Genomic DNA, 24,773 nt, shown 5'->3' on the forward strand with positions numbered 1-24,773 from the left:
GTAATTGCACTTGGAGGAATAACTGAAAAGAATAAAGAAGAGGTTATAAAAGCAGGTGCAGATGGAATTGCTAGAATGAGCTTTTATAAATAAAATAATATATCTTATGTAAAAGAAACCTATATGATTGCATAAAAGCTATCATATAGGTTTTTTAATTAAGCTTGAGGGTTTAAAGGTACATAAACTCTCTTAGCTAATTCATCATCAATCATATACATTCCTGTTGGATTACCTTCAAGTCTTCTAACTTTTTTAAGTAAAGTTTGGAAGTTGTTTTCTTCTTCTACTTGTTCATCAATAAACCATTTTAAAAGACTTATAGTAGCATGCTCTCTTTCAGCAGTAGCAATGTCTGTTAAATTATAAATTTTACTTGTAACTAATTGCTCATGTTTGAATCCTTCTTCAAAGACTTCAATAATACTATTATAATCCTTTCTAGGCATGTCAATTTGTTCTAAAGTAACAGTACCACCTTTTTGGAAAATATAATCATAGAATTTCATAGCGTGATCTAACTCTTCCTTTGCTTGAACTCTAAAAAAGTTAGCAACCCCAGGTAAATCTGAAGCTTCTGCGAAAGCAGACATAGCTAAATAAGTGTATGAAGAGTAAAATTCAAAATTAACTTGCTCGTTTAAAGCATCTAATAAAGTTTGACTTAACATTTAATATTCCTCCTTTGTAAGTAAATTCTAATTAGATTGTAATACTTATATAAGAAAAGTTCAAATTTATTAGGTTCAAAAAGGGAGAGAGATTAATAAAATATTAAAAGAATGTTATAAAATAAATGAAAGAAGAAGAAAATATAAATGATATAATTTATATTTAATATAAATTAATAGGGAGGTAAGGTATGGGATACATATCAATAATATTAATAGGAGTTGCTTTAGCTATGGATGCTTTTGCAGTATCTTTATCAAGAGGAATTGGTTTTAAAAAGTTTGATGGCAATGCAACTTTAAAGATGGGAATAACCTTTGGATTATTTCAAGCCATAATGATAGTGATAGGATGGTTTGTGGGAGGATATTTTTCAGAGTACATAGAAAAATATAATAAAGTGATTGTATTTATTGTATTTGTAGGACTTGGAGTGAAGCTTTTAATAGATACGATAAAAGGTGGAGATGAAGAAGAAGAAAAGAAAACTTTAAATTTAAAAGCATTAATAGCGTTAGGATTTGCAACAAGTTTAGATGCATTAGCTGTTGGAGTTACTTTTGTTACATATAAGGGAGAATTTTTTACTCCACCAATATTAATAGGAGTTGTTACATTTATAATAACTGTTTTAGGTGCAGTTTTAGGTTATGGAGTAGGGAAAAAAGTTGATAGTAAGGTTGGAGAAATTATAGGAGCTATAATTCTTATAGGCTTAGGGCTTAGAGTATTATTTTAAGGATTTAAATTTGGCATTGCAAAGCAGTGCCTTTTTTTTATCGAAAAAAGAGATTCAGCATATGTATATAGTATAAGGATAATTAAAGGAGGGCTAAATATGAAAATTGCAATAAGAGCAGGGCATACCTTTAGTGTGCCAGGAGCTAGAGCATTATTAGATGAAACAACAGAAAATAGAAAGGTGAAGGATGCAGTATTAAAATATTTAAAGAAAACAAATCATACTGTTTTAGATGTAACACCAAATGATAGTTATAATACTGTAGGAAAAGAAATATCTTATGGAATAGATAAGGCAAATAATTTTGGTGCAGATGTATTCTTAAGTATTCATTTTAACAAAGCCTATGATAGTTATGATGGTGTTATAGGAACAGAGGTTTTAGTGTATGAATTAGATAAGGCGAATAAAGAAGCAAAAGCAGTTTTAAATAATATTGTAAGCTTAGGATTTAAGAATCGTGGACTAAAGGAAAGAAAAGACTTAAGTGATCTTAGACGAACAAACATGCCTTCTATGATAGTTGAGGTTTGTTTTGTGGAGGCAACGAAAGATGTGGAACTATATAAAAAGGTTGGCTATGATAAGGTTGGGTTAGCAATAGCAGAAGCATTAGTTGGAATAATAGAAGATAAGCCAGAAGAACCAGTAAAGCCTGAACCAGAAAAACCAAAACCAGAAAAGCCACAAGGTAACTGGATTATAGATTTACAAAAAGAGTTAAATAAAAGTTATGGTGCAAATTTAGCAGTAGATGGAATAGGAGGACCGAAAACATTAGCTGCTTGCCCTATATTAAAAAAAGGAAGTAGAGGCGAAATTGTAAAAATCCTTCAAAAAAGATTATATGATTTGGATTGTCCTTGTGGGGCAACTGGAGCAGATGGAGTTTTTGGAAATGGAACTGAAATTGGAGTATTGAAATTCCAAAATGAAAAAAAATTAGTTTCAGATGGAATTGTAGGAGAGAAAACTTGGGCTAAACTGATGGAAATAGAGGAAGTTGTTAAACCACAGGGGAATTGGATTACAGATTTACAAAAAGAATTAAATAGAAGCTATGGTGCAAATTTAGTAGTAGATGGAATAGGTGGTCCAAAAACATTAGCTGCTTGTCCACTGTTAAGGGAAAATAATAAAGGTGAAATAGTTAAGATATTACAAAAAAGACTTATTGCATTAGGATTTCCATGTGGCTCATATGGAGCAGATGGAGCTTTTGGAAATAGAACAAAAAATGCAGTGATAAATTATCAAAAAACTAAGAAAATTTCAGCAGATGGTATTGTTGGAAATAATACTTGGAGTAAATTATTAGGAATTTAAAAAAAAGCAGTTAGATTAAGAAGATTAGTCTAACTGCTTTTTAATGTATATTAAATTAATCAACACTCTTTCCAAGAGACGCTTCTAAAATTAAATACCAATCTTCATGTGAAAGATTAATATCTAAAGCTTTAATTGCAGCTTTAACACGAGAAATTTTTGAGCTTCCAACTATAGGCATTATTTTAGCAGGATGCTTTAAAAGCCATGCATAAGCTATTTGATCAATAGATTCAGCCTTATATTTTTCCTTTAATTCATTTAAGCAAGCGCGTACACGTAAGGCTTGTTCACAGTCATCTTTAAAGATTCGCCCGCCTGCTAAAGGAGACCATGCCATTACAGAAATTCTTTTTTCTAAAGCTTTGTCTAATGAACCATCAGTAAGTGGTGATGGTTTAAGTGTAGAAATTTCTATTTGATTAGTTACTAGATGTCCATCATAGTATGAAGAAAGCATATCAATTTGAGATGGAGTAAAGTTAGATACACCAAACTCTAAAACTTTACCTGAATTTTTTATTTCAGTAAAAGCTTCAGCCACTTCTTTTGGGTCCATTAAAAAGTCAGGTCTATGAATTAACATAGTATCTATATAGTCTATATTTAATCTTTTAAGTGAATTATCAACAGATTCTATAATATGATTTTTTGTTGAATTATAATGTGGGGTTTGTACATCTTTGAACAAGGTTTCTATAGGTGGCTTTATTCCACATTTAGTTACAATTTGAATTTTATTTCTAAAAGATTTATCTAACTTCATAGCCTCTCCTTGAAGAGCTTCTGCTAGATAAATATCTGCATTGTCAAAGGTTGTAATACCTAAATCTACACATTCTTTCATAAAGTCTAAAGTTTCTTTAGCACTTTGGTTCCAATGAGATAGTCTCCAAAAGCCTTGAATTATTCTAGAGTAAGACAGGTTATCAGTTAATTTGATTTTTTCCATAAAAACACCTCTTTCCTAAAAATTACCTAAAATCATTGTATCATTTATCTGTAGATGTTTTCAAATGAATTTAAAAATATAGTTTTATCTCTTATTTTAATATAAAATAAGAATATCTTTAAAGTTAAATAGTGAGGAGAATATGAATAAAGAAATAGTTCTACTAAAAAAAGCAGAAACAAAAGATGTTATGAAGATGTGGTATGATGAAGTGGTAAAGAGTCATAACTTTATAGAAAAAAGATATTGGAATGAGGTATATGAAGTTGTAGTAAAAGAGCATATTGATTTTGCAGAAACTTATGTATACAAAATAGAGGAAGAAATAGTAGGCTTTATAAGCATTAAGGAAAGAGAGTTTATAGGAGCTTTATTTATAAAAGAAAATTTTAAAAGAAGGGGAATAGGTACAGAATTATTAGAGTTTATAAAATGTAAAAGTGAAAAATTATTACTTAGAGTTTATGAAAAAAACAATAGAGCAATTTCTTTTTATGAGAAAAATGATTTTCTAAAAATTAATGTTAGAGAAAAAATGGAACTAAAAGAAAAAGAATGGATTATGCTCTGGAGAAGGAGATAAAATGAAAGAGAAATACTTATATATATTTAACTATCCAAAGTTTGAAATGGAGCTTTGTATGATGGAAGCTAGAAGAATATTTAAAGAGGAGCCGGTGAATAAAACACTTTTATCTGAAATAAAATTCAATCCATCAAATAGCCCATTTATAAAAAATAGAATAGATGTAATATATGAAGAAGACACCTTAGAGAAAATACTTCAAAATATAGAGGATGAAAAATTATCTTTTGATGATTTTAAGGTTGAGTATTTAAAGCTTGAAGAAGGAAATATTCCTTATGAAGAAAGGCTTAAAAGTGTTCGTGAGGTTGGGTTTAGAATAATTGGAGAACCGGATATTCATTCACCTAAAATATCAATTGGTGTTACAAAGTATAATGAGAAATGGTTTTTAGGTGTAAATAAGAGAAATGATTATAAATGGCATATACATGATAATAAACCATGTACCTATTCAAATTCTCTTAGTATAAGAGTAGCAAAAGCTTTAGTTAACATAGCAAATGAAAATAAAGAAAATTTAAAGATAATTGATCCATGCTGTGGAGTTGGAACAACACTTATAGAAGGATTATCAATTGGGCTTGATATTTGTGGTTGCGAAATAAATCCTCAAATTGCCTCTAATGCAAAAAGAAATTTAGAGTTTTTTGGTTTAGAAAAAAGAGTTACAAAAGGAAGCATGCATGATATAAAAGAAAAATACGATGTATCAATAATAGATATTCCATATGGACTATTTACTAAAACTACAGAAAAGGAACAAAGAGATATTATAGAAACGGCTAGAAGAATAAGCGATTCTATGATAATAGTAACCTTTGAAGATATGGACGAGATGATAGAAAAAGCAGGCTTTGAAATTATAGATAGATGTAAGGTTTGTAAGGGGAAGTTTATAAGATACATTAGTATTTGTAAGTAAAACTAAAAGGCACGCTAGATAGGGTAATCTAGTGTGCCTTTTACTTTTTAATTTGTACTCATTCCAGTAAATGCTCTTTTTAATGGTTTCAGTAAGAAGAGACATCCAAAAAGTGTACATAAAGTTGATCCAATATCAGTTTCAAAACCTAAGATAAGACGAACCCATAGCATATGACCCCACATATGAGACTGTATTATAAAAGGAAGATCTATAAGAGTTCCGCAAATGAAGGTTAAAAAAGCACCAACAAAAGCAAAAACATATTCAGATTGTGTTTTTTTATAAAGCCAATTATATATAAGAATATATTGAGGGAATAAGACAAAGTACATTACAACCCACAAACCAAATCCATATAAAAATATTACAAGAAAACACCAAACAACTATAGTGATATATGCAACTTTTCTTTCTACGTAAACACCGTAAAGCAATATTAAAAAATTAGTAATACTAACATAAATTAAAGAAGATCCAATATAATAGGATACAAAAATAATGGCTGAAAGTACTGCAATTCTAGTAATCTGTTTAGCAGTCAATTTTATGAACCCATATTAGCTGTATAAACAAAATCTACAGAATCCCCATTTGCTAAATTAATTTTATCAGAAGCAGGAGCTGCCCCAACTTTAAAGTTTAATTTTTGAGATGGTGAGTCATATCCGTACATCCACCAAGGTCCTTTATCCATACTAGGACTGTTTAATCCCATCATTCCTGTAATAAAAGGTCCCCATTTAGTTTGTTCAAAGTTAACTTTAAGTTCTTTTTGATTTTCTTTAAGGAAATCAGCAAGTGTTTTAGCATCTGTATGGAATTCTTTATCTTTAACTAAGTAATGATGATTTAAAGAATCCTCAACAGTAATATGTATAGTTTTTTCTCCTTTTTCACCTTTGATTAAATTATGTCCGGCAAAAATAATTCCGATAACAACAATAATTGCAATTATTGCTATTATTATTTTAGGTAAAATTGATTTTTTCATTTGTAAAACTCCTTTTTAATAAGATTTTGATATAAATACTTTTTCTTCAACGTTATTTTGTCTATTAACTTCTAAAGAAAAAACAAATAATAAATTAGTTATTAGATTAGAAAAATCTATTAATATAGGAGGAACATTAATATTAGCATTTTTTAGAACATAAAGTTGTCTGCAAATTTGTTTAGAAATTCCCCTTGCAACATGATATTCACAAGCAACTGGGTGTCCTGTTGGATAAACAAAGCTAGATATTCTATCTTTATTTAACTCTTTAAATTTTTTCATTAAAGCTAAGCCATAGTCAATATCTTCTGAAGTAATGGCTAATTTTCCACGAATTGAACCATTTAAATGAAGGACTTTATCCATCAACCAAAAAGTTTCATCATATAGTGGGGTTTCTAATGAAAGGATTCTTCCAAGGATTGATGAAAGATAATCAGTCATTACTTCATGGTCAACAGAACCAAAATTCTCATTTAAAAATGGATATGATATTAAATCTATATTTTTCATAAAACCTCCTAAATTTTCTAATTGATATAAATTATCTTTAAATAACTACTTTTATAATTATAAGGAAATATATGAAAAAGTAAAATAAAAAAATATTAACATTATAATAATAAGAGGTTAAGTTATAATATTAGTATAGATAATTTAAGGAGGTACGAAGAGATGAAAAATTTTCATTACTCAATAAAAACAGATATTCATTTTGGAAAAGGAGCAATTGAGCACTTACCAGAAGAAATAAAAAAATATGGTGAAAAGGTATTACTTGTTTATGGTGGTGGAAGTATAAGAAGAAATGGTTTATATGATAGAGTTTTAGATTTGTTAAATGCAAACAATATAAAATGTATAGAAATTTCTGGTGTTGAACCAAATCCAAGAATAGAAACGGTAAGACGTGGAATTAGATTTGTAAAAGCAGATAAGATAGATGTTATATTACCAGTTGGTGGAGGAAGTACAATAGATTGTGCAAAAGCTATAGCAGCAGGAGCGCTTTATGATGGAGATCCATGGGATTTATTATTAGATTCATCAAAGGTAAAGGATTCAATTCCAATAGTATCAGTGTTAACACTTGCAGCAACAGGTTCAGAAATGGATCCAAGTGCAGTTATAAGTAACTTAGAAACAAAAGAAAAATTAAGTTTTGGACATCCAAGCTTAAGACCAAAGGCATCTATTTTAGATCCGGAGTATACATATTCTGTGCCTAAAAATCAAACAGCAGCAGGGACAGCAGATATTATGAGCCATATATTTGAAGTATATTTCAGTAATGATAAGGGAGCATACCTTCAAGATAGAATGTGTGAGGCACTTTTAAAGACTTGTATTAAGTATGGAGAAATTGCATATAATGATGGTGAAAATTATGAAGCGAGAGCAAATTTAATGTGGGCATCAAGTCTTGGAATTAATGGATTGTTATCTTGTGGAAAATCTATAAGATGGTCAGTTCATCCTATGGAACATGAGTTAAGTGCATATTATGATATAACTCATGGAGTTGGACTTGCAATATTAACACCACATTGGATGGAGCATGTTTTAGATGAAGATTCTTTAGAGAAGTTTGTAGAGTTTGGAACTAATGTTTGGGAAATTGATAGAAATTTAGAAAAAAGAGAAATAGCAAAGCTTGCTATTGAAAAAACAAAAGAATTCTTTTTCAAAACATTAGAAATAAAAAATACATTAACTAGCTTAGGAATAAATGAAGAGCATTTTGAAGAAATGGCAGAACATTGTACAAGAACAGGGAATTTAATGGGATATAGAGAGTTAACTAAAGAAGATATAGTTAAAGTTTACAAAAAATCACTGTAATTTTTTTGAGATAAAAAGAATAAATTAGAAAAGCTACCTTAATTTAGAGTAGTTTTTCTAATATTAAAGAGAAAAAGTAACGGAAATAGAAAAGTAAACGTTGCACAATTTAGAAATAAAATAAGTATGAGAATTAATAAATTACTTAAAAAAAAGTACTATAAAATGTGCTATTACTGCATATAAATGTCTAAAATATTAAAAATGAAAATAAAAAGAGTCTAAAATATGAATTAAATATGTTTAAAAATAATGTAAAAATAGATAAAATATTAATAATAAGTACAAAAAATAAACAAAAGATATACTGGTGTAAAAAAAAGGTGGGGAATTGTTTGACAAAAAATTTTAAAAGCATATTATGGTATATGTAAGGTGCGTCAAACGAGATGCACAAAGCCAAATTATTTAATTTGTATCTACGGGCTATAGATAGTAATCAAATAATTAGGTGGAAGTGAAAAATTTTATTGATGAGTTAAAGCTTATACATAAGCTAGATAGACTAAGAAGAGTCTTAGCTATTAATTTATTAGGTATTATTTTTAAAAAGATTTGATTTGAATCTTTAATGTTCTTATTGAATAAATAGGGACAAGTAACATTATTCAGTGTTAATACAAGCTATGTTATAGACCTAGTTTGTATTAATACAAGATGTTATGTAAAACAATTTGATAAGATTTAGTTTAATAAGAAGACAAGCTTCTTAGTGAATTAATTTTATATATACAATAAATAAAGAGACATATGGTAATTTAAAATGGAGTTTTAAAGTTTTTGTAGGCTTAGGAAAAAATATTTTAAATGGTCATATTGTCTAAAATTTGAGGAGATGTTAATAATGAGTGAGAAAGATTTAAACTTAAAAGCCTTATTTTTAGGACCAAAATCAGAAAATAAAGATGTTTATACTAAACACCTTAACAGATTATTTGATGATCATAGTGAGTGGAGAAAAAACTACCACCCAGAAGATCAACCAATAATTAAAAGAGAAGATTTAAACGCTGCTGATTTCGCAATGACTGCTGAAAAAGTAGAGGACGTTTTAACTCAATTATCAATAAAATTAAGATCACAATCATTACCTTGGCATTCACCAAGATTCTTAGGGCACATGAACTCAGAAACTTTAATGCCAGCAATATTAGGATATTTTGCAGCTATGTTATATAACGGAAATAACGTTGCTTACGAATCATCACCAGGAACTTCAGAAATGGAAGAAGAAGTAGGAGCTGATTTTGCAAAATTAATGAGCTACGAAAAAGGATGGGGACATATTTGTGCTGACGGATCAATAGCTAACTTAGAAGCTATTTGGTATGCTAGAAACATAAAATCATTACCACTTGCAATGAAAGAAGTTGCTCCTGAATTAGTTGAAGGAAAAACTGAGTGGGAATTATTAAACATGTCAACAGAAGAAATCTTAGACTTAGCTGATAAAGCTAAAGACTTTGATAACATAAAAACAAACTCAGCTAGAGGAGACGGGCAAAAAATTGCTAAATTAGGTAAATGGTTTGTACCAAGAACTAAGCACTACTCATGGTTAAAAGCTGCTGATATAATCGGACTTGGAACTGAAGCTGTACAAGAAATAGATGTTAATGAAAAATTCAGAATGAAAATTGATGAATTAGAAACTGCAATCAGAGAAAACGCTGCTAACGGAATTCCTACTTTAGGAGTTGTTGGAGTTGTTGGATCAACTGAAGAAGGTGCAGTTGATGATATACACAAAATTATAGCTTTAAGAAACAAATTAGCTAAAGAAGGAATCTACTTCTATGTACACATAGATGCTGCATACGGTGGATATGCTAGATCAATCTTCTTAGATGAAAACTATGATTTCATACCTGAAAATGAATTAAAAGCTAAATACATGGAGCATGGAGTATTCTTAAATGAACAAACTCAATGGCCATCAAATGATACTTATGAAGCATTCAAAGCTATAAGTGAAGCTGAAACTGTAACTATTGACCCTCATAAAATGGGATATATTCCTTATTCAGCAGGTGGAATAGTTATAAAAGATACAAGAATGAGAGAAGTTATTTCTTACTTCGCAACTTACGTATTTGAAAAAGGAATGGATATTCCTGCATTACTTGGAGCATTCATGCTTGAAGGTTCAAAAGCTGGAGCAACTGCTGCATCAGTATGGACTGCACACAGAGTTATGCCATTAAACATCACTGGATACGGAAAATTAATGGGAGCTGGTATCGAAGGTGCTTGGAACTTACACAAACACTTCGAAAACAAAGAGTTCATGGTTAACGGTAAGAAGATAATACTTCATACATTAGTTCAACCAGACTTCAACATGTTAGACTTCTCATTCAATGAAGAAGGAAACACTGATTTAGCTAAAATGAACGCTTTAAACCATGACTTCTATGAAGAAGCTTCATATGTAAATGGTGGATTATACGATAATGATTTCATAACTTCACACACTGATTTCGCAGTTGAAGAGTATGGAAACAGCCCATTCCCATATGTTGAAAGATTAGGATTCTCAAGACCTGAGTGGGATAGAGTAGAAAAAGTTACTGTATTAAGAGCTTGTGTTCTTTCACCATTCATAAATGATTTAGGTACTTTTGAAGAATATATGGAAAAAGTAGATACAGCTATACAAAAGAAATTAGAAAGAATTTACAACAGAATGAAATAATTCTTTTAAAGATAAAAGAAAAGTCATTAGCATTTGCTAGTGACTTTTTTTGCGTATAAAAATGGGAAATTAAGGCTTGTATAAATTTTCTTTTTATTAGAATACTAAAAAGGAATAGAAATATTTAAATAAATATAATGAAAGGAAGTAATTTTATGGGAGCTGAAAAGAAACTAACATTAGTTCAATTAGTTGGTATTACAATGGCTTTTTTTGGAACAGTTAGAAGTGTTCCTACATTAGCAGCAACTGGTTGGACACAAATATCATACCTTATTGCAGCCGTTGTTTTATTTGCAATTCCAATTGCACTTATAGCAGCAGAACTTGCAACAGCATATCCAAAAGAGGGAGGTCCACAAGTTTGGGTAAAGGAAGCTTTTGGGGATAGATTTGGATTTGTAACCTCATGGCTTTTATGGGTTCAAATGTTTTTTGGAATGGTTATGATAGCTTCAACTATAGGAGTTATGATTGGATATGGATTAGGAAATGTGAAGCTTGCTCAAAATAATGTATTTATATTTATTTGCATTATTGTAGGATACTGGCTTGTTACATTACTTAATTTAAGAACTGATATGGTTAAAGTTGTTGGAAATTGGGGTGCAGTTATAGGAGTATATATTCCATTTGCATTACTAATTATTTTAGGCCTTATTTATGTTGCGAAATTTGGAATAAATCCAAAAGGATATTTAGCAGGTGGAGTTTCTGTAAGTAAGATATTTCCGAACTTTAGTAACAGTGGAACATTAACATTATTCTCAGCAATTGTGTTTATATTTGCAGGAATTGAAATTTCATCAGTTCATGCAAATAATATTGATAATCCAAAGAAAAATTATCCTGTGGCTATAATTTTTACATTAATAGTTATTATTATATTAAATTTAATTACAGGTTTAACTATGGCAAATGTAGTGCCAAATGGGACTATGGAGTTTTCAAATATATTACAACCATTTTCACTATATTTTGAAGCTTTAGGAATTCCAATGATTTTCACAAATATTATTGGATGGATGATTGCAGTTGGAATACTTGCACAATTATCAGCATGGGTTTTAGGACCATCAAAAGCCATGATAAAAGTTGCAGAAGAAGGATTATTACCACCAGTATTTCAAAAAAGAAATGATAAAGGTGTACCAGTTACATTTGTAATAATTCAAGCAATTGTAATTTCATTATTAGCATTTGTATATGTAGTAGTTCCAAATGTAAATACAGCATTTGTAATGATTACAATTACAACTACAATAATATATTGTTTAGCTTATATTTTAATGATTCTTGCAATTATTAAATTAAGATATTCTAAGCCAGAACTTGAAAGACCATTTAGGTTAGGTGGAATGGGAACTATGTGGTTTGTAGCAATACTTGCATTAATAGGAGTAATTTTAACAATTATTGCAAGTTTAATACCACTTTCAGGTATAAGTCCAGTTGCATATGTTTCGTTCCAAGTAATAGCATCGGTTGCAATGTTTATAATTCCATTAATTATCTATGCAGTTAAGAAACCTAGTTGGAAAAAACCAGGTGGACCAAATACTGAAAAAATGGAAGAATATATACCAAAATAAGATAGGAAAAGGAGCTAGAATTAGATGAAAGATTTAAAGAAAGATGACTTAGATTTAAAAGCAATGTTTTTAGGTCCTAAATCAGAAAATAAAGATATGTTTTCTAAATATCTTCGTATGATGTTTGAAGATCATAGTGAATGGAGAAGAAATTATCATCCAGAAGATAAAGAAATAATAAATGGAAGAGAGCAAAGAACAGAAGAATTTATTGAATCAGTAGATAAGATGGAAGATGTTTTAAAAGAACTTTCACGTAGATTAAGATCTCAATCTTTACCATGGCATTCACCAAGATTTTTAGGTCATATGAATTCAGAGACTTTAATGCCAGCTATCTTAGGGTATTTTGGAGCAATGCTTTATAACGGAAATAATGTAGCTTATGAATCATCACCTGGAACTTCACAAATGGAAGAAGAAGTAGGAGAAGATTTTGCAAAACTTATGGGTTATAAAGACGGTATTGGTTGGGGACATATTTGTGCTGATGGATCAATTGCAAATTTAGAAGCTATATGGTATGCAAGAAACCTTAAATCTTTACCACTTGCAATGAAGGAAGTAGCACCAGAACTTGTTGAAGGAAAAGATGAATGGGGACTTTTAAATATTTCAGTTAGTGAAATATTAGATTTAGTAGAAAAAGTACCAGATAAATTAGACGAACTTAAGGAACATTCAGCAAGAGAAGGAACAGAAAAAATAGAAAAGTTAGGAAAATGGATTATTCCACAAACCAAACATTATTCATGGCTTAAAGCAGCAGATATTATAGGGATTGGATTAGAAAGTGCTGTAGCAGTAGAAGTAACAGAAAAATTTAGAATGGATATAAATAAACTAGAAATAAAAATTAGAGAGCTTACAGAACAAAAAATCCCGATAATTGGTGTGGTTGGAGTAGTAGGTTCAACTGAAGAAGGGGCAGTTGATGATATCCACAAAATAATAGAACTTAGAGATAAGTTTGCTAAAGAAGGAATACATTTTTATGTTCATGTTGATGCAGCATATGGTGGATATGCAAGGTCAATATTCTTAGATGAAGAATATAACTTTATACCTAAAGAAAAAATAAAAGAAACATATTTAGCTCATGAAGTTTTATTAGATGAAAATACAAAGTGGCCTGAAGATGATACTTATGAAGCATTTAAAGCAATAAGTGAAGCAGATAGTGTTACTATAGACCCACATAAAATGGGATATATTCCATATTCAGCAGGTGGAATAGTAATAAAGGATAAAAGAATGAGAGACTCAATCTCATACTTTGCAACTTATGTATTTGAAAAAGGAATGGATATTCCGGCATTACTTGGAGCATTTATGCTTGAAGGGTCAAAAGCTGGTGCAACGGCAGCAGGAGTTTGGGCTGCACATAGAACTTTACCACTTAATATTACAGGATATGGAAAGCTTATGGGTGCATCAATTGAAGGTGCAATGAATCTATATGATTATTTAAGTGATAAAAAGTTTAATATAAATGGAAAAGAGGTTGTATTACATACATTAATAAAGCCAGATTTTAATATGGTAGACTTTGCATTTAATGAAGTAGGAAATACTGATTTAGAAAAAATGAATAAATTAAACCATGATTTTTATGAAGAAGCATCATATGTTAAAGGTGGATTATATAGTAATGATTTTATAACTTCACATACAGATTTTGCTATACCTGACTATGGAAACAGTCCACTTGGATTTGTTAAAGGAGTAGGATTTACAGAAGAAGAGTGGGATAAGGTTCAAAAAGTTACAGTTCTTAGAGCTTGCGTATTATCACCATTTATGAATGATAAAAAAGTTTTTGATGAATATATGATAAAAGTATCAGAGGCTATACAAGAGAAGCTTGAAAAAATCTACAACTATACAAAATAGAGAGATTAAAATAAGCATGGTAGAAAAATTATCTACCATGCTTATTTATATAAGTTTTCAAAAATTATTTAATTATAACTTTGAAGAATCCTTTTTTACCTTTTTGAACCATTGCAAATCCTTCTTCGAAGTGATTTTTTTCAATAGTTTGAGCGATATCAGTAACTTTATCATTGTTTAATGATAATCCGTTTTGAGTTACTAATCTTCTAGCTTCAGATTTTGAAGGAATAATCTTTTCAGCTACTAAAATTTCAATTAAGTTAGTTCCTAATTGTTCTTCAGTAATTTCTATAGTAGGAACATGCTCTAATGAAGCCCCACCTTTGAATAAAGCTTCAGCAGCTTTTAAAGCTTTTTCTGCTTCTTCTTCACCGTGAACTAATTTAGTTACTTCAAATGCTAATCTTTCTTTAGCTTTATTTATTTCAGCACCTTCAACAGCACATAATGCTTTTATTTCATCAACTTCAACGAATGTTAAAAGCTTTAAGCATTTTTCAACATCAGCATCAGCGATGTTTCTCCAGTATTGGAAGAACTCAAATGGAGATACTCTTTCAGGGTCAAGCCATAAAGCTCCACCAACAGTTTTACCCATTTTTTCTCCTTCACTATTTGTTAAAAGGCTACAAGTCATAGCGTAAACACTGTTAGATTTTTTTCTTCTAACTAAGTCAACACCAGCTATCATGTTAGACCATTGGTCATCTCCACCTAATTCCATTTTACAATCGTATTTTTCGTTAAGAACTAAGAAATCGTAAGCTTGCATTAACATGTAGTTAAATTCTAAGAATGAAAGCCCTCTGTCAGCTTCAAATCTTCTTTTGAAACATTCAGCAGCAAGCATTTTATTTACTGAGAATTGGCTACCAACTTCTCTTAAGAAATCAATGTAGTTTAATCCTCTAAGCCAATCAGCGTTATTAACTAAAATTGCTTTATCATCTGAGAAATCTATAAATCTTGACATTTGATTCTTTATTGAATCAACGTTGTGTTGAATTTGCTCATCAGTAAGCATTTTTCTCATATCAGTTTTTCCACTTGGATCTCCGATTGTAACAGTTCCACCACCGATTAATACTATTGGTCTGTGACCTGCTTTTTGCATGTGAGACATAAACATAAGAGCTATGAAATGACCTACGTGTAAACTATCTGCAGTTGGATCAAATCCGATGTAAAATGTTATTTTCTCTTTTCCTAATAATTCATGTGTTTCATCTTCGTGTGTGAATTGCTTTATGTATCCACGTTCTTTTAAAGTATCTAATACGTTTTTCATAAATTTCCCTCCATTATTTTAGTTTCTATATAATATTTTTTTGGTTTGCTTATAAAATAGTCAATTTAGTTGACCTGTAATAAATAAAGAAATATAATAGTTATGTGTTGCAATATTTCTTTAAATAGAATTACATTTTATCTATATTAAGTTGAGTGCCTAATTTTATATACACAATATTTAAGGACTAATTTGGTATATTATATTTGAAGAAATACTATAAAAAACCAATATGAGTGAGAATGTTAACGATATAATTTCCGAGGTTATTCGTTAATTACTAGTTTTTTTAGTCTTCAAAAATAAAAGTTTTTGTAGGCTTTTTTTGTTGCACTCAACTTAGTATAGAAAAGTTAAATGAGTAGTACAAAAGTTAATCAAAGGTAGAGTTTTACTAAAAAAGGGTATAAAAAAAACCCATCCTATATAAAAGGACGAGAACATTCACGTGGTACCACCTTAATTCGTTATAAAAATATAACCTTAATAGCTTTAACGAGCTTATCCGATAACATCTACTGACTAAAAGCGTTCGATGCATGACTCCAAGACGTATTCAAAGTAAATGACTATGTGCCTCTCATCAACCGGCAACTTTCTGTAAAGCTTAGGTACTTCTACTCTTTCTTATCACTGTCTTTAATTATTATCTTTTGTATGTGCAGTTTTGTGTACTGCATGAACTTATTATATATCCCTAAAAAATAATAGTCAACAAGAAAAAACAAATAAAAGTGAAAAAAATATGAATGTAATAAAAGTGAAAAAAGCCCAAAAACTTGTAAAACAAGGTCTGAGAAGGAAAAGCTATAATAGATAAAAAAATAAATTAATTAGGTTTAAAGAATAAAAAAATCATAAAAATAGATAATAAATAATGAAATTATTAAAAAAATAGTGAGAAAATTAAAAGGAGAATAAAGAAAATATGGAAATACTAAAAATTGTATTTAGAGAAGTGTGTTCTTAGATTGTTAATAATTTTGTTGTAAGCTAAAAAAGAAAATAAATAGAGAAAGAGGGAAAATAATGAAAATATTAAGATTACTCTTGATTTTTATACCGATAAGTATAATAGCACATTTTATGGGGATTAATCCTGTAATAGTATTTTTCTTATCAGCACTTGCAATAGTTCCGTTAGCAGGACTTATGGGTGAGGCAACAGAGGGGATTGCACATTTTACAGGACCAAAACTTGGAGGATTTTTAAATGCAACATTTGGAAATGCAACTGAACTTATAATATCCTTTTTTGCACTTAAAAGTGGCTTATTTGAAGTGGTGAAATCATCTATAGCAGGTTCTGTTATAGGAAACATTCTTCTTGTACTTGGAGCAAGTATGCTTGCAGGAGGATTGAAACATAAAAATCAAAAATTTAATAAGAAGGTAATTGAAGTTAGTTCAAGTATGCTATTGTTTGCAGTAATTGGATTAACAATACCAGCAATATTTACACATACTGTAGATCAGAATCTTCTTAATACTAGATATGAAGGGTTAAGTATATTTGTTGCAGTTGTTATGTTTGTAATTTACATATTAAGTTTAGTTTTTTCATTTTTTACACATAAAGATATTTATGCAGTAGAAGCGACTGAATGTGATGAAAAGGAAGAAAATTGTGAAAAGGGCTGGAGTATGAAAAAATCAATATTGGTTTTAGCAGTAGCAACAGTCTTTATAGCAATTGAATCAGAATTATTAGTTTCAGGTGTAGAGCCTTTAACAAAATCATTAGGATTAAGTGAGTTCTTTGTGGGTATAATAATTATTCCTATAATAGGAAATGCTGCAGAACATAGCACAGCTATAGTTATGGCTATGAAAAATAAAATGGATGTTGCAGTAGAAATTGCACTTGGATCAAGTCTTCAAATAATTCTATTTGTTGCACCAGTATTAATATTCTTAAGTCTTCTATTTACGCCAATGAGTATAATATTTAGTCCATTTGAATTAGTGGCACTTATTGTTGCAGTATTAATTGGTAACAGAGTAGCAAGTGATGGAGAATCAAATTGGCTTGAAGGAGTACAGCTTTTAGCAGTATATTTAATTATAGCAGCAGCATTTTTCATTGTTTAGCTAAAGAAAAGAGTCCTTATGCAAAATTTTTGTGTAAGGACTTATTATTTTGGTATACTAAGGAAATAAAGAAGATAAGGACGTGATTTTTTGGAAAAGTTATATTATGAAGATAATTATATAAAAGAATTTATAGCAGAAGTAGAAGATGTAAAAGAAAAAGATGGAAAGTATCATATTTCCTTAGATAAAACAGCATTTTTTCCAGGTGGCGGTGGACAGCCAAAAGATAAGGGAACTATTGAAGGAATTGAAGTAGTAGACCTTTATGAAGAAAATGATGTAGTTTATCATGTAGTAGAAAAGAATATTCTAAAAAAGCATAGATTAAAATGTGAAATTGATTGGGAGCATAGGTTTGATTATATGCAACAACATTTAGCACAACATCTTTTATCAGGATGTTTTTATAAGTTGTTTAATAAAAATACAGCAGGAATTCATTTAGGAGAAGAAATTAATACTATAGATATAGTAGGAAAAGTTACAGAAGAAGAGATAAGAGAAGCAGAAGAATTTGCGAATCTAAATATATTTAAAAATTTAAAGGTAGAATTTATTTTTCCTGATAAAAGAGAATTAAAAAAGATGAGTCTTAGACGTGACTTACCAAAAACTAATGAAAAAATTAGAATAGTTAGAATTGATGACTTAGATATAAATGCATGTTGTGGGATTCATCCCTCAAGTACAATAGAGCTTATGTGTATAAAGTTAAAGAGAGCAGAAGGTCATAAAGGAAATACAAGGATAGAATACTTAGCAGGAAAAAGAGCAATAGAGGATTCACTAAAAAGAGATGTGTTTTCTAAAAAAGTATGTGGATATTTAAGTTGTAGTGAAAATGAAGTTCTAAAAGGAATAGAAAACTTAAAGGAAGAGATAAAATCTTTAAATAAAGAAAATAAGACTCTTTTAGATGAAAATAGTAAGATGAAGGTTAAAGAAATAGTTCAAAACTGTGATGAAGTTAATGGAATTAAAGTATTTAAAAAGGTTTATGATAAAGAAGATGTTAAAAAGATAAGTAAAATGATAGAAAAAATAAGTGAGTTAGAAAATACAATTTCATTAGTAGGAATAACAAATGAGGAAAAAGTAAATGTTATATTCTCCGCATCAAAAGATGTAGATGTTCATATGGGGAATCTTTTAAAAGATGCAATTACATTGTTAGATGGCCGTGGTGGAGGAAGCAAGACTCTAGCACAAGGTGGAGGAAAAAATAATAATAATGTAGAAAATATGTTGGAGTATGCAATAAGTAAAATTAAAAAATAAAAATTTTAAAAGCTTGGGTAAAATTTACTCAAGCTTTTAGTTTTGTATATAGATAAATTAGCAAAGTAAAGTCATTGTGCATAAGATGAAAAAGGAAAACTTATATGGAGAGTAAATATGAATTTAGAAGAGTTTATTTGTGATATATGTAAAAATGATTATATAAAAATGTTTACTTCAGATAATATAGTAGGAATAGGACTTGGAAATAAAGTGATGAATGGTGTAGAAACAGATCTTAGTTGTATGCATGTTTATGTTAAGGAAAAGTTACCAGAATCAGCAGTAGCACAAAGTATTATGATTCCTAAAACACACTGTGGAGTTTTTACAGATGTAATAGAATGTGGTGATATAAAGCCACTCACTTTTGACCAAACGGTAAGACCATTACAGGGAGGTTATGCAATAGGTCGTGAGTTTTGGGGGGGAATAGGTACTTATGGAGGCCCTATGGAAAAAGGAAATGCTACAAATTTAAAGAAATATGCATTAAGTAATAATCATGTGCTAGGTGGAGTAAATACTAATTTTAAATTTAATGTAGCATATCAAACAGCCTATGCATTTGACCCAAATCCTGCAAATAGAATAGGTGAGGTTGTAAAATATATACCAATACAACCTGAAACATTTCCAATGTCAGGAACACCTTCAAATAAGGTTGATTGTGGGCTAGCAGTTGGGTATGATAAGAGCATTTTTGCAAATATAATTAAAAATGTAGGTGAGATAAAAGATTTAGGAATTCCTAAATTGGGAATGAAGGTTGTGAAAAGTGGAAGAACTACAGAAACTACAAGAGGAGTGATATCAACCCTTGGAGGGACTATTAGATTAAACCTTCCAGGAAGTAGTTTTTTTGTTGACCAAATTATATGCACAATTTCATCAGCAGCAGGAGATTCGGGAAGTCTACTATTTGAAGATGGAACAAATAAGTTGTTAGGATTATTATTTGCAGGTGGTGGAAGCATTGTTATGTTTAATGACATTAGAAATGTATTAAGCCTTTTAGGAATAAGACCACCAATTAAAAATTGGAGGGTGAATTAGTTTATGGCAGTGAGAGTAATTAAAAGTGCAGATATAGATTATGCAGATATTGGAGATTTAATTATCTATACAATTGAAGTGATTAATGATGGAGCTGTTGATGTTACAGATGTAAAAGTAGTAGATAATATTCCAACTGAGGTTATGTTTATTGAAAATCTAGTATTTGTAGATGAGGTTCAGAAAACAGGTGCAAACCCAGGGACAGGTATATTAGTTGGAACTATTCCTAAAGGTGTATCATCAAAGGTGAAATTTCAAGTGGCAGTAAAAGATTTTTTTCCTTATAAAAATATAGATAATAAATGCACAGTTTCATATAAAGAGGCTGGAGTTTTACAAACAGTAGAGAGCAATATATTAACAACTACCCTTACAAAAGCTTATATAAATATAAGCAAACAAGGAGATACAGAGGTTCCTCTAAATGGTGCAATAACCTATGTAATAACAGTTAAAAATGTAGGAAACACAATAGGTACAAATCTTACAGTTAGGGATATTTTAGATAGTGGACTTAATTTAGCAGAAGGAACTGTAAAAATAAATGGTATAGTAAATGAATTAATAACACTTCCAGAAAATATTTTAGTTGGAAATATAAATAGTGGAGAAACAAAAAGTATTGAATTTAAAGCGAATGTAGGAACGTTACCTGTAAATACAGTAATTGAAAATGTTAGTGATTGCTTTTACACATATACAACGAATCCAAATGATGTAGATGGGTCATATGGAACATTTTACTCAAATTTTATAAATACAAAAGTATTAAACCTAGGAATACAAATAAATAAAGTAATGGATAGAACATCAATATATATAGGTGAAATTGGAAAGTGTATTTTAGAAGTGAAAAACATAGGACAAACTGTTATCAATAATATAAATCTAGTAGACCCACTAAATAATGCTATAAACTTTGTAGCAGGTAGCTTGAATATAGATGGTTCTCAAAATGCTAGTAATATTGAAGCAGGAGTAAATATAGGAAATCTTGCAAAGGGAGAGGTTAGAACAGTTGATTTTAATTTTAATGCTATAGGACAAGTAGGGAATTTAACTGTATCTAATATAGCAACTGCAACATATCTTTATAATACTAATAAAAGTGGAACAACCTTTAGTAATAAAGTAGACTTACTTATCAAAGAAGTTTTATATAATGTAGATGTAAATAAGATAGTAACGCCAAGTATAGTAAATTCAAAAGATAAGGTTATATATACAATAACTGTAAAGAATAATGATGCAAAAGAAATAAATAATCTTATAGTAGTAGATACAATTTCAAATTTAATAACAGTTACAAATGTTTTAATTGATAGTGTACCAAGTACAAATACAATTACTAATTTAGGAATAAGCGTAGGAAAAGTATTGGCAAATGAAGTAAAGGTTATACAGATAGAAGGAAATACAAGTGCTATAGAAAATACAACTATAGTAAACAACATAGGAGAAATACATTTTGAAGATACAGGGCTTACAGAAAGAACAGTGGTTACAAGTATAGCAGATTTAACTATTACAGGAGTAAGTATTCCAGTTAATTTAACAGTTACAGAAAGTAGTGATAAAAATACGGTTAAAAATGGTGAAGAGGTAACTTATACAACTACAATAAAGAATAATGGACCTACAGATGTGAAAAATCTTATACATCAGATTACATTAGGACAAAATCAAACTTTTGTTCCAGGAAGCTTAAAGATAAATGGAGTAACAGTACCAAATGGTGATTTGAATAATATAAATTTAGGAGATTTAAAAAATGGAGAAGGGATAAATATTGAATATAAAACAACTGTAATTGCAAATCCAGATAGTATTATATCTCAAAATAATTATAATTTAACGTATAATTATGGAGTTGAAAATAATAGCGGTAGTCAAAAAGGAAATGGAGCTTCAATAACAATAAAAGGAACGACTATGCCAGTTCATGAGGTAAATATAGTAAAAGAGTCAGATAAGGAATTTGTAGGAATTGGAGATGTTATAACGTATACGGTGGTTATAACTAATACGGGCGAGGTTGATCTTAGAAATATGATTTTTATAGATACAGTAGCAAGAAATACAACTATAGTAGATGGCAGTTTAAAAAAAGATGGAGTAGGTCTTGTTGGAAACGTTGAAGCAGGTATAAATATAGGGAATTTAGTAATAGGAAGTGCTACAACATTAGAGTTTAAAGTTCAAATATTAAAATGAAAAGTAATAAGAAAGAGAGGCTTAAGTGTAAGACCTCTCTTTAAAGCATTGGAATCATTTTACGATTTTTAAAGTATACAGGTGTAAGATTGAGTTCTTTACATAAAGCTAAAGCTATATCAAAGTTTGTAGAAATAGCATCAGAGGTATGTGCATCCGAACCAAGAGTTACAAAATTTCCGCCACATTCTTTATATAAAGAATATATTTCAACTGTAGCCCTATATACTTCAGGAATATTTAATCTTCTAGTATTTATTTCTAAAGCTTTATTTTTAGAAATAAGAATATTGAAAAGTTTTTTTAGATAATCACCATGTTCTTGAATAGTAAAATTATTATTATCGAAGTTACAATATCTGCAAGGATAATCAATATGACCTAAAGAATCAAAATTATCAAATTCAGAAATATAATTAATTGCAGATTTAAAGTAATTTTCGAAATAATCTTTTTTAGATAAACCTTTTTGTGAATAGGTATAATAAATATCTTCATCATTAACTGCATGGACAGAACCGATTATAAAATCAAATGGATATGCTTTTGAAATTCTATTATTTTCTTCAAGAATACTATCGCCAAGTCCAATCTCAATGCCTAAAAGAAGATTAGAACTTCTATATTTTTTATAAAGGTTAAAAAATTTATCTAAATCAACGCGAAATTCATCTTTGTTTGGATAATTTAAATCAAGGTGGTCTGTTAAAATAACACCAATATTTAATTTTTCTTGCATTTTAATAATATCAGAAATAGTCATTTCACTATCAGATGAAAGGGTAGTATGCATATGTGTATCAAAAATCATAGATCTTCTCCTTAAATAAAAATTGCTTTTTTACATTATAGCATAGTATTATATGAATAGATTAGGAAAAAATAACTATAATATATAGGAGGAATAGTTTATGAAAGAACTATTTAAAATTAAAGATTTAAGTTTTTTAGAGGAAGATTTTCTAGATAATATTGAAGAATATGAGGATATAATTTCATTAATTAGAGAGTTTAGCAGTGAATTAGATTATGAAAAAATTCAAACAGCAGATGACAATGAATGTTGTAATAAAAGCAGAGATAATTACATAGTACAAATACATGGTTATATTGATGAAAATGATGAATTTATTACAAAAGAGGAAGCAGATAAATATAGAAATGTTTTAACAAATAATAAGCTAGACCTTTTCGTAATAAGAGTATTCAAATGTTGTGATTGCGGAAGTTGGTTAATAGATATATTAGAGTAGGATAGATAAAATCTATCCTTTTTTTATAAGAGTCTAATTATGAAGAAAAAATTAAAATTATTGATTTTTAATGAAAAAAATGTATATTATAGTTATAAAGGGTGTGTTGTAAAATGAAGAAAAATACAGATTCTGATAAAAATATAAAAGAAAAAATAAAGGGGTTATTAAGTAAAGTTAATAAAGAAAATATATCGATTATATGGGGAAATCACAAAAAGAAAGTGGTTTGTTGCCTTATAGTTGGTTTCCTTTTTATAGGTTATTTCATTGGAACACCTACAAATAACAGAGAAGAAGTTGTTGAAAAATTAAAAAGTGGCTTAGAAACAGGAAATGTAAATAAATTAACTAATATCATAAAAGTAAATGGTGAAAAGGTTAGTAAGAAAGAACTAGAACCACTTAATCAGTATTTTTTAGAAAGAAGTGCTGATGTGAGTGATTTTGTTAATTTAGTTTCTAATGGTAAATCAAAAGTAATGGATGTAAAAAAAGAAAAAGTGTTTTTAGGTGAAAATTACTACATTGATTTAAAGACTTTTGATATAAAGATAACGTCGAATTTGAAGAATACAAATATAACATTAAATGATAGAAATATAGAAGAAGGAAAAGTTATTTCAGGAATACTTCCAGGGGAATATGATTTAGTAGCAAAAGTTGATACTAATTATGGTGTAATAAAGGAAACAGGAGAAATATCTATTTTAGATAATACTAATTTAAATTTAGAATTAAAAGGTGATAATATTACAGTAAAGTCTGAATATAAGGATGCTACTGTTTTAGTAAATGGAGTTTCATCAGGAAAAACAGTAGAAGAATTTAAAGAAATAGGACCTATGCCTATGGATGGAAGTGTGGCTATAAGCATAGAAAAAGAATTTCCGTGGGGGAAAATTGAAGGACCTAAAGTAACTGTTAAAAATAATGTTCAAGTAAAAGTAGCCTTAGATATGGAAAATGATGAATTATGGAGTAATGTTGAGACAGGGGTAGATAGTTTTTATAAAAGTGTATTTTTAGCATTAACAAATGAAAATAAGGAAGAAATAAAAGAAGCAACACCAGAGGCTAAAACAAAAATATATAATGTTTTAGAAAAAAATTATCTATTTTTAAAAAATAAGTATGAGTTAAAAGAGATAAAGATAGATAAAGAAAAAAGTGAATTTAAATATAAAGATGGAGTATATAGTGGAAGTGTAGTTTGTGACGTAAACTATACAATTAGTAAAGATATCTTTGGAATATTAGGAATTCAAACTTCAGAAGAAAATAAAAAGTTTTTCACGAAAGTTATATACAAAAAAGGAAAATGGATAGTAAGTGATATAGAGAATTTTTCTCTATAGTTAC

At 29.1% G+C, this 24,773-nt stretch carries 21 protein-coding genes and 1 other annotated feature; of the genes, 14 read left to right on the plus strand and 7 right to left on the minus strand.

The genetic code is table 11. The features are described from left to right. Nucleotides 1-158 precede the first annotated feature (158 nt). Nucleotides 159-671: a ferritin gene (locus ACRC28_RS18070; RefSeq protein WP_438544841.1), complete on the minus strand. Its 513-nt coding sequence runs from the start codon at nucleotides 669-671 to the stop codon at nucleotides 159-161. Nucleotides 672-862: 191 nt separating this feature from the next. Between ACRC28_RS18070 and ACRC28_RS18075 the strand changes: the two genes are divergently transcribed. Both ACRC28_RS18075 and ACRC28_RS18080 read left to right on the plus strand, forming a co-directional pair. Continuing rightward, nucleotides 863-1,411 (plus strand): manganese efflux pump MntP, encoded by a 549-nt coding sequence (locus tag ACRC28_RS18075; RefSeq protein WP_438544842.1) that lies wholly within the window; start codon nucleotides 863-865, stop codon nucleotides 1,409-1,411. A gap of 99 nt (nucleotides 1,412-1,510) precedes the next feature. Next, nucleotides 1,511-2,740, plus strand: a complete 1,230-nt coding sequence (locus ACRC28_RS18080; protein WP_438544843.1) for a peptidoglycan-binding protein — start codon at nucleotides 1,511-1,513, stop codon at nucleotides 2,738-2,740. 55 nt (nucleotides 2,741-2,795) lie between these two features. On the opposite strand, the gene ACRC28_RS18085 is transcribed toward ACRC28_RS18080, so the two are convergent. Beyond that, nucleotides 2,796-3,692 (minus strand): aldo/keto reductase, encoded by an 897-nt coding sequence (locus ACRC28_RS18085; RefSeq protein WP_438544844.1) that lies wholly within the window; start codon nucleotides 3,690-3,692, stop codon nucleotides 2,796-2,798. A gap of 142 nt (nucleotides 3,693-3,834) precedes the next feature. Between ACRC28_RS18085 and ACRC28_RS18090 the strand changes: the two genes are divergently transcribed. Both ACRC28_RS18090 and ACRC28_RS18095 read left to right on the plus strand, forming a co-directional pair. Continuing rightward, complete coding sequence (locus ACRC28_RS18090) at nucleotides 3,835-4,275, plus strand: GNAT family N-acetyltransferase (protein ID WP_438544845.1); 441 nt, start codon at nucleotides 3,835-3,837, stop codon at nucleotides 4,273-4,275. 1 nt (nucleotide 4,276) lies between these two features. After that, nucleotides 4,277-5,203 (plus strand): TRM11 family SAM-dependent methyltransferase, encoded by a 927-nt coding sequence (locus ACRC28_RS18095; RefSeq protein ID WP_438544846.1) that lies wholly within the window; start codon nucleotides 4,277-4,279, stop codon nucleotides 5,201-5,203. 47 nt (nucleotides 5,204-5,250) lie between these two features. Here ACRC28_RS18095 and ACRC28_RS18100 read toward each other — a convergent pair whose 3' ends face one another. From ACRC28_RS18100 to ACRC28_RS18110, 3 genes are read right to left on the minus strand one after another with little or no spacing between them, the layout of a single operon-like run. After that, nucleotides 5,251-5,748: a hypothetical protein gene (locus ACRC28_RS18100; protein ID WP_438544847.1), complete on the minus strand. Its 498-nt coding sequence runs from the start codon at nucleotides 5,746-5,748 to the stop codon at nucleotides 5,251-5,253. Nucleotides 5,749-5,750: 2 nt separating this feature from the next. Then, complete coding sequence (locus tag ACRC28_RS18105) at nucleotides 5,751-6,197, minus strand: hypothetical protein (RefSeq protein WP_438544848.1); 447 nt, start codon at nucleotides 6,195-6,197, stop codon at nucleotides 5,751-5,753. A 15-nt stretch (nucleotides 6,198-6,212) separates the two neighbouring features. Then, on the minus strand, nucleotides 6,213-6,713 hold the full coding sequence (locus tag ACRC28_RS18110; protein WP_438544849.1) for a hypothetical protein: 501 nt from the start codon (nucleotides 6,711-6,713) through the stop codon (nucleotides 6,213-6,215). A 162-nt stretch (nucleotides 6,714-6,875) separates the two neighbouring features. On the opposite strand from ACRC28_RS18110, the gene ACRC28_RS18115 reads away from it, so the two are divergent. From ACRC28_RS18115 to tdc (ACRC28_RS18130), 4 genes are all read left to right on the plus strand, one after another. Continuing rightward, nucleotides 6,876-8,042, plus strand: coding sequence for an iron-containing alcohol dehydrogenase (locus tag ACRC28_RS18115; RefSeq protein ID WP_438544850.1), 1,167 nt, complete (start codon nucleotides 6,876-6,878; stop codon nucleotides 8,040-8,042). 844 nt (nucleotides 8,043-8,886) lie between these two features. Beyond that, entirely contained in the window at nucleotides 8,887-10,737 is a 1,851-nt protein-coding gene (gene tdc / locus ACRC28_RS18120; protein WP_438544851.1) for a tyrosine decarboxylase, read from the plus strand. Nucleotides 10,738-10,874: 137 nt separating this feature from the next. Continuing rightward, nucleotides 10,875-12,329: a tyrosine-tyramine antiporter gene (gene tyrP, locus ACRC28_RS18125; RefSeq protein WP_438544852.1), complete on the plus strand. Its 1,455-nt coding sequence runs from the start codon at nucleotides 10,875-10,877 to the stop codon at nucleotides 12,327-12,329. Between the two features lie 24 nt (nucleotides 12,330-12,353). Continuing rightward, complete coding sequence (tdc, locus tag ACRC28_RS18130; RefSeq protein ID WP_438544853.1) at nucleotides 12,354-14,222, plus strand: tyrosine decarboxylase; 1,869 nt, start codon at nucleotides 12,354-12,356, stop codon at nucleotides 14,220-14,222. A gap of 64 nt (nucleotides 14,223-14,286) precedes the next feature. Here tdc (ACRC28_RS18130) and tyrS read toward each other — a convergent pair whose 3' ends face one another. Then, the gene (gene tyrS / locus ACRC28_RS18135; protein WP_438544854.1) at nucleotides 14,287-15,513 is read right to left on the minus strand and encodes a tyrosine--tRNA ligase; all 1,227 of its coding nucleotides are present in this window, start codon (nucleotides 15,511-15,513) and stop codon (nucleotides 14,287-14,289) included. A gap of 427 nt (nucleotides 15,514-15,940) precedes the next feature. Next, nucleotides 15,941-16,156, minus strand: a binding site (T-box leader). 386 nt (nucleotides 16,157-16,542) lie between these two features. On the opposite strand from tyrS, the gene cax reads away from it, so the two are divergent. The 4 genes from cax (at nucleotide 16,543) to ACRC28_RS18155 (ending at nucleotide 22,158) form a co-directional block, all read left to right on the plus strand. Next, on the plus strand, nucleotides 16,543-17,604 hold the full coding sequence (gene cax / locus ACRC28_RS18140) for a calcium/proton exchanger (RefSeq protein ID WP_438544855.1): 1,062 nt from the start codon (nucleotides 16,543-16,545) through the stop codon (nucleotides 17,602-17,604). A gap of 90 nt (nucleotides 17,605-17,694) precedes the next feature. Next, complete coding sequence (locus ACRC28_RS18145; RefSeq protein WP_438544856.1) at nucleotides 17,695-18,885, plus strand: alanyl-tRNA editing protein; 1,191 nt, start codon at nucleotides 17,695-17,697, stop codon at nucleotides 18,883-18,885. 117 nt (nucleotides 18,886-19,002) lie between these two features. Continuing rightward, entirely contained in the window at nucleotides 19,003-19,941 is a 939-nt protein-coding gene (locus tag ACRC28_RS18150; protein WP_438544857.1) for a hypothetical protein, read from the plus strand. Nucleotides 19,942-19,944: 3 nt separating this feature from the next. Then, nucleotides 19,945-22,158, plus strand: a complete 2,214-nt coding sequence (locus ACRC28_RS18155) for a DUF7507 domain-containing protein (protein ID WP_438544858.1) — start codon at nucleotides 19,945-19,947, stop codon at nucleotides 22,156-22,158. 40 nt (nucleotides 22,159-22,198) lie between these two features. On the opposite strand, the gene ACRC28_RS18160 is transcribed toward ACRC28_RS18155, so the two are convergent. After that, entirely contained in the window at nucleotides 22,199-22,969 is a 771-nt protein-coding gene (locus ACRC28_RS18160) for a histidinol-phosphatase HisJ family protein (RefSeq protein WP_438544859.1), read from the minus strand. A gap of 100 nt (nucleotides 22,970-23,069) precedes the next feature. Here ACRC28_RS18160 and ACRC28_RS18165 point away from each other — a divergent pair, with 100 nt between their 5' ends. Together ACRC28_RS18165 and ACRC28_RS18170 are read left to right on the plus strand one after the other, a co-directional pair. After that, a complete protein-coding gene (locus tag ACRC28_RS18165) occupies nucleotides 23,070-23,411 on the plus strand; it encodes a hypothetical protein (RefSeq protein WP_438544860.1) in 342 nt (113 codons plus the stop codon). 113 nt (nucleotides 23,412-23,524) lie between these two features. Next, the gene (locus ACRC28_RS18170; RefSeq protein WP_438544861.1) at nucleotides 23,525-24,769 is read left to right on the plus strand and encodes a TcaA 3rd/4th domain-containing protein; all 1,245 of its coding nucleotides are present in this window, start codon (nucleotides 23,525-23,527) and stop codon (nucleotides 24,767-24,769) included. Nucleotides 24,770-24,773: the final 4 nt, after the last annotated feature.

The organism is Clostridium sp. (assembly GCF_051650885.1).
GTDB lineage: Bacteria > Bacillota > Clostridia > Clostridiales > Clostridiaceae > Clostridium.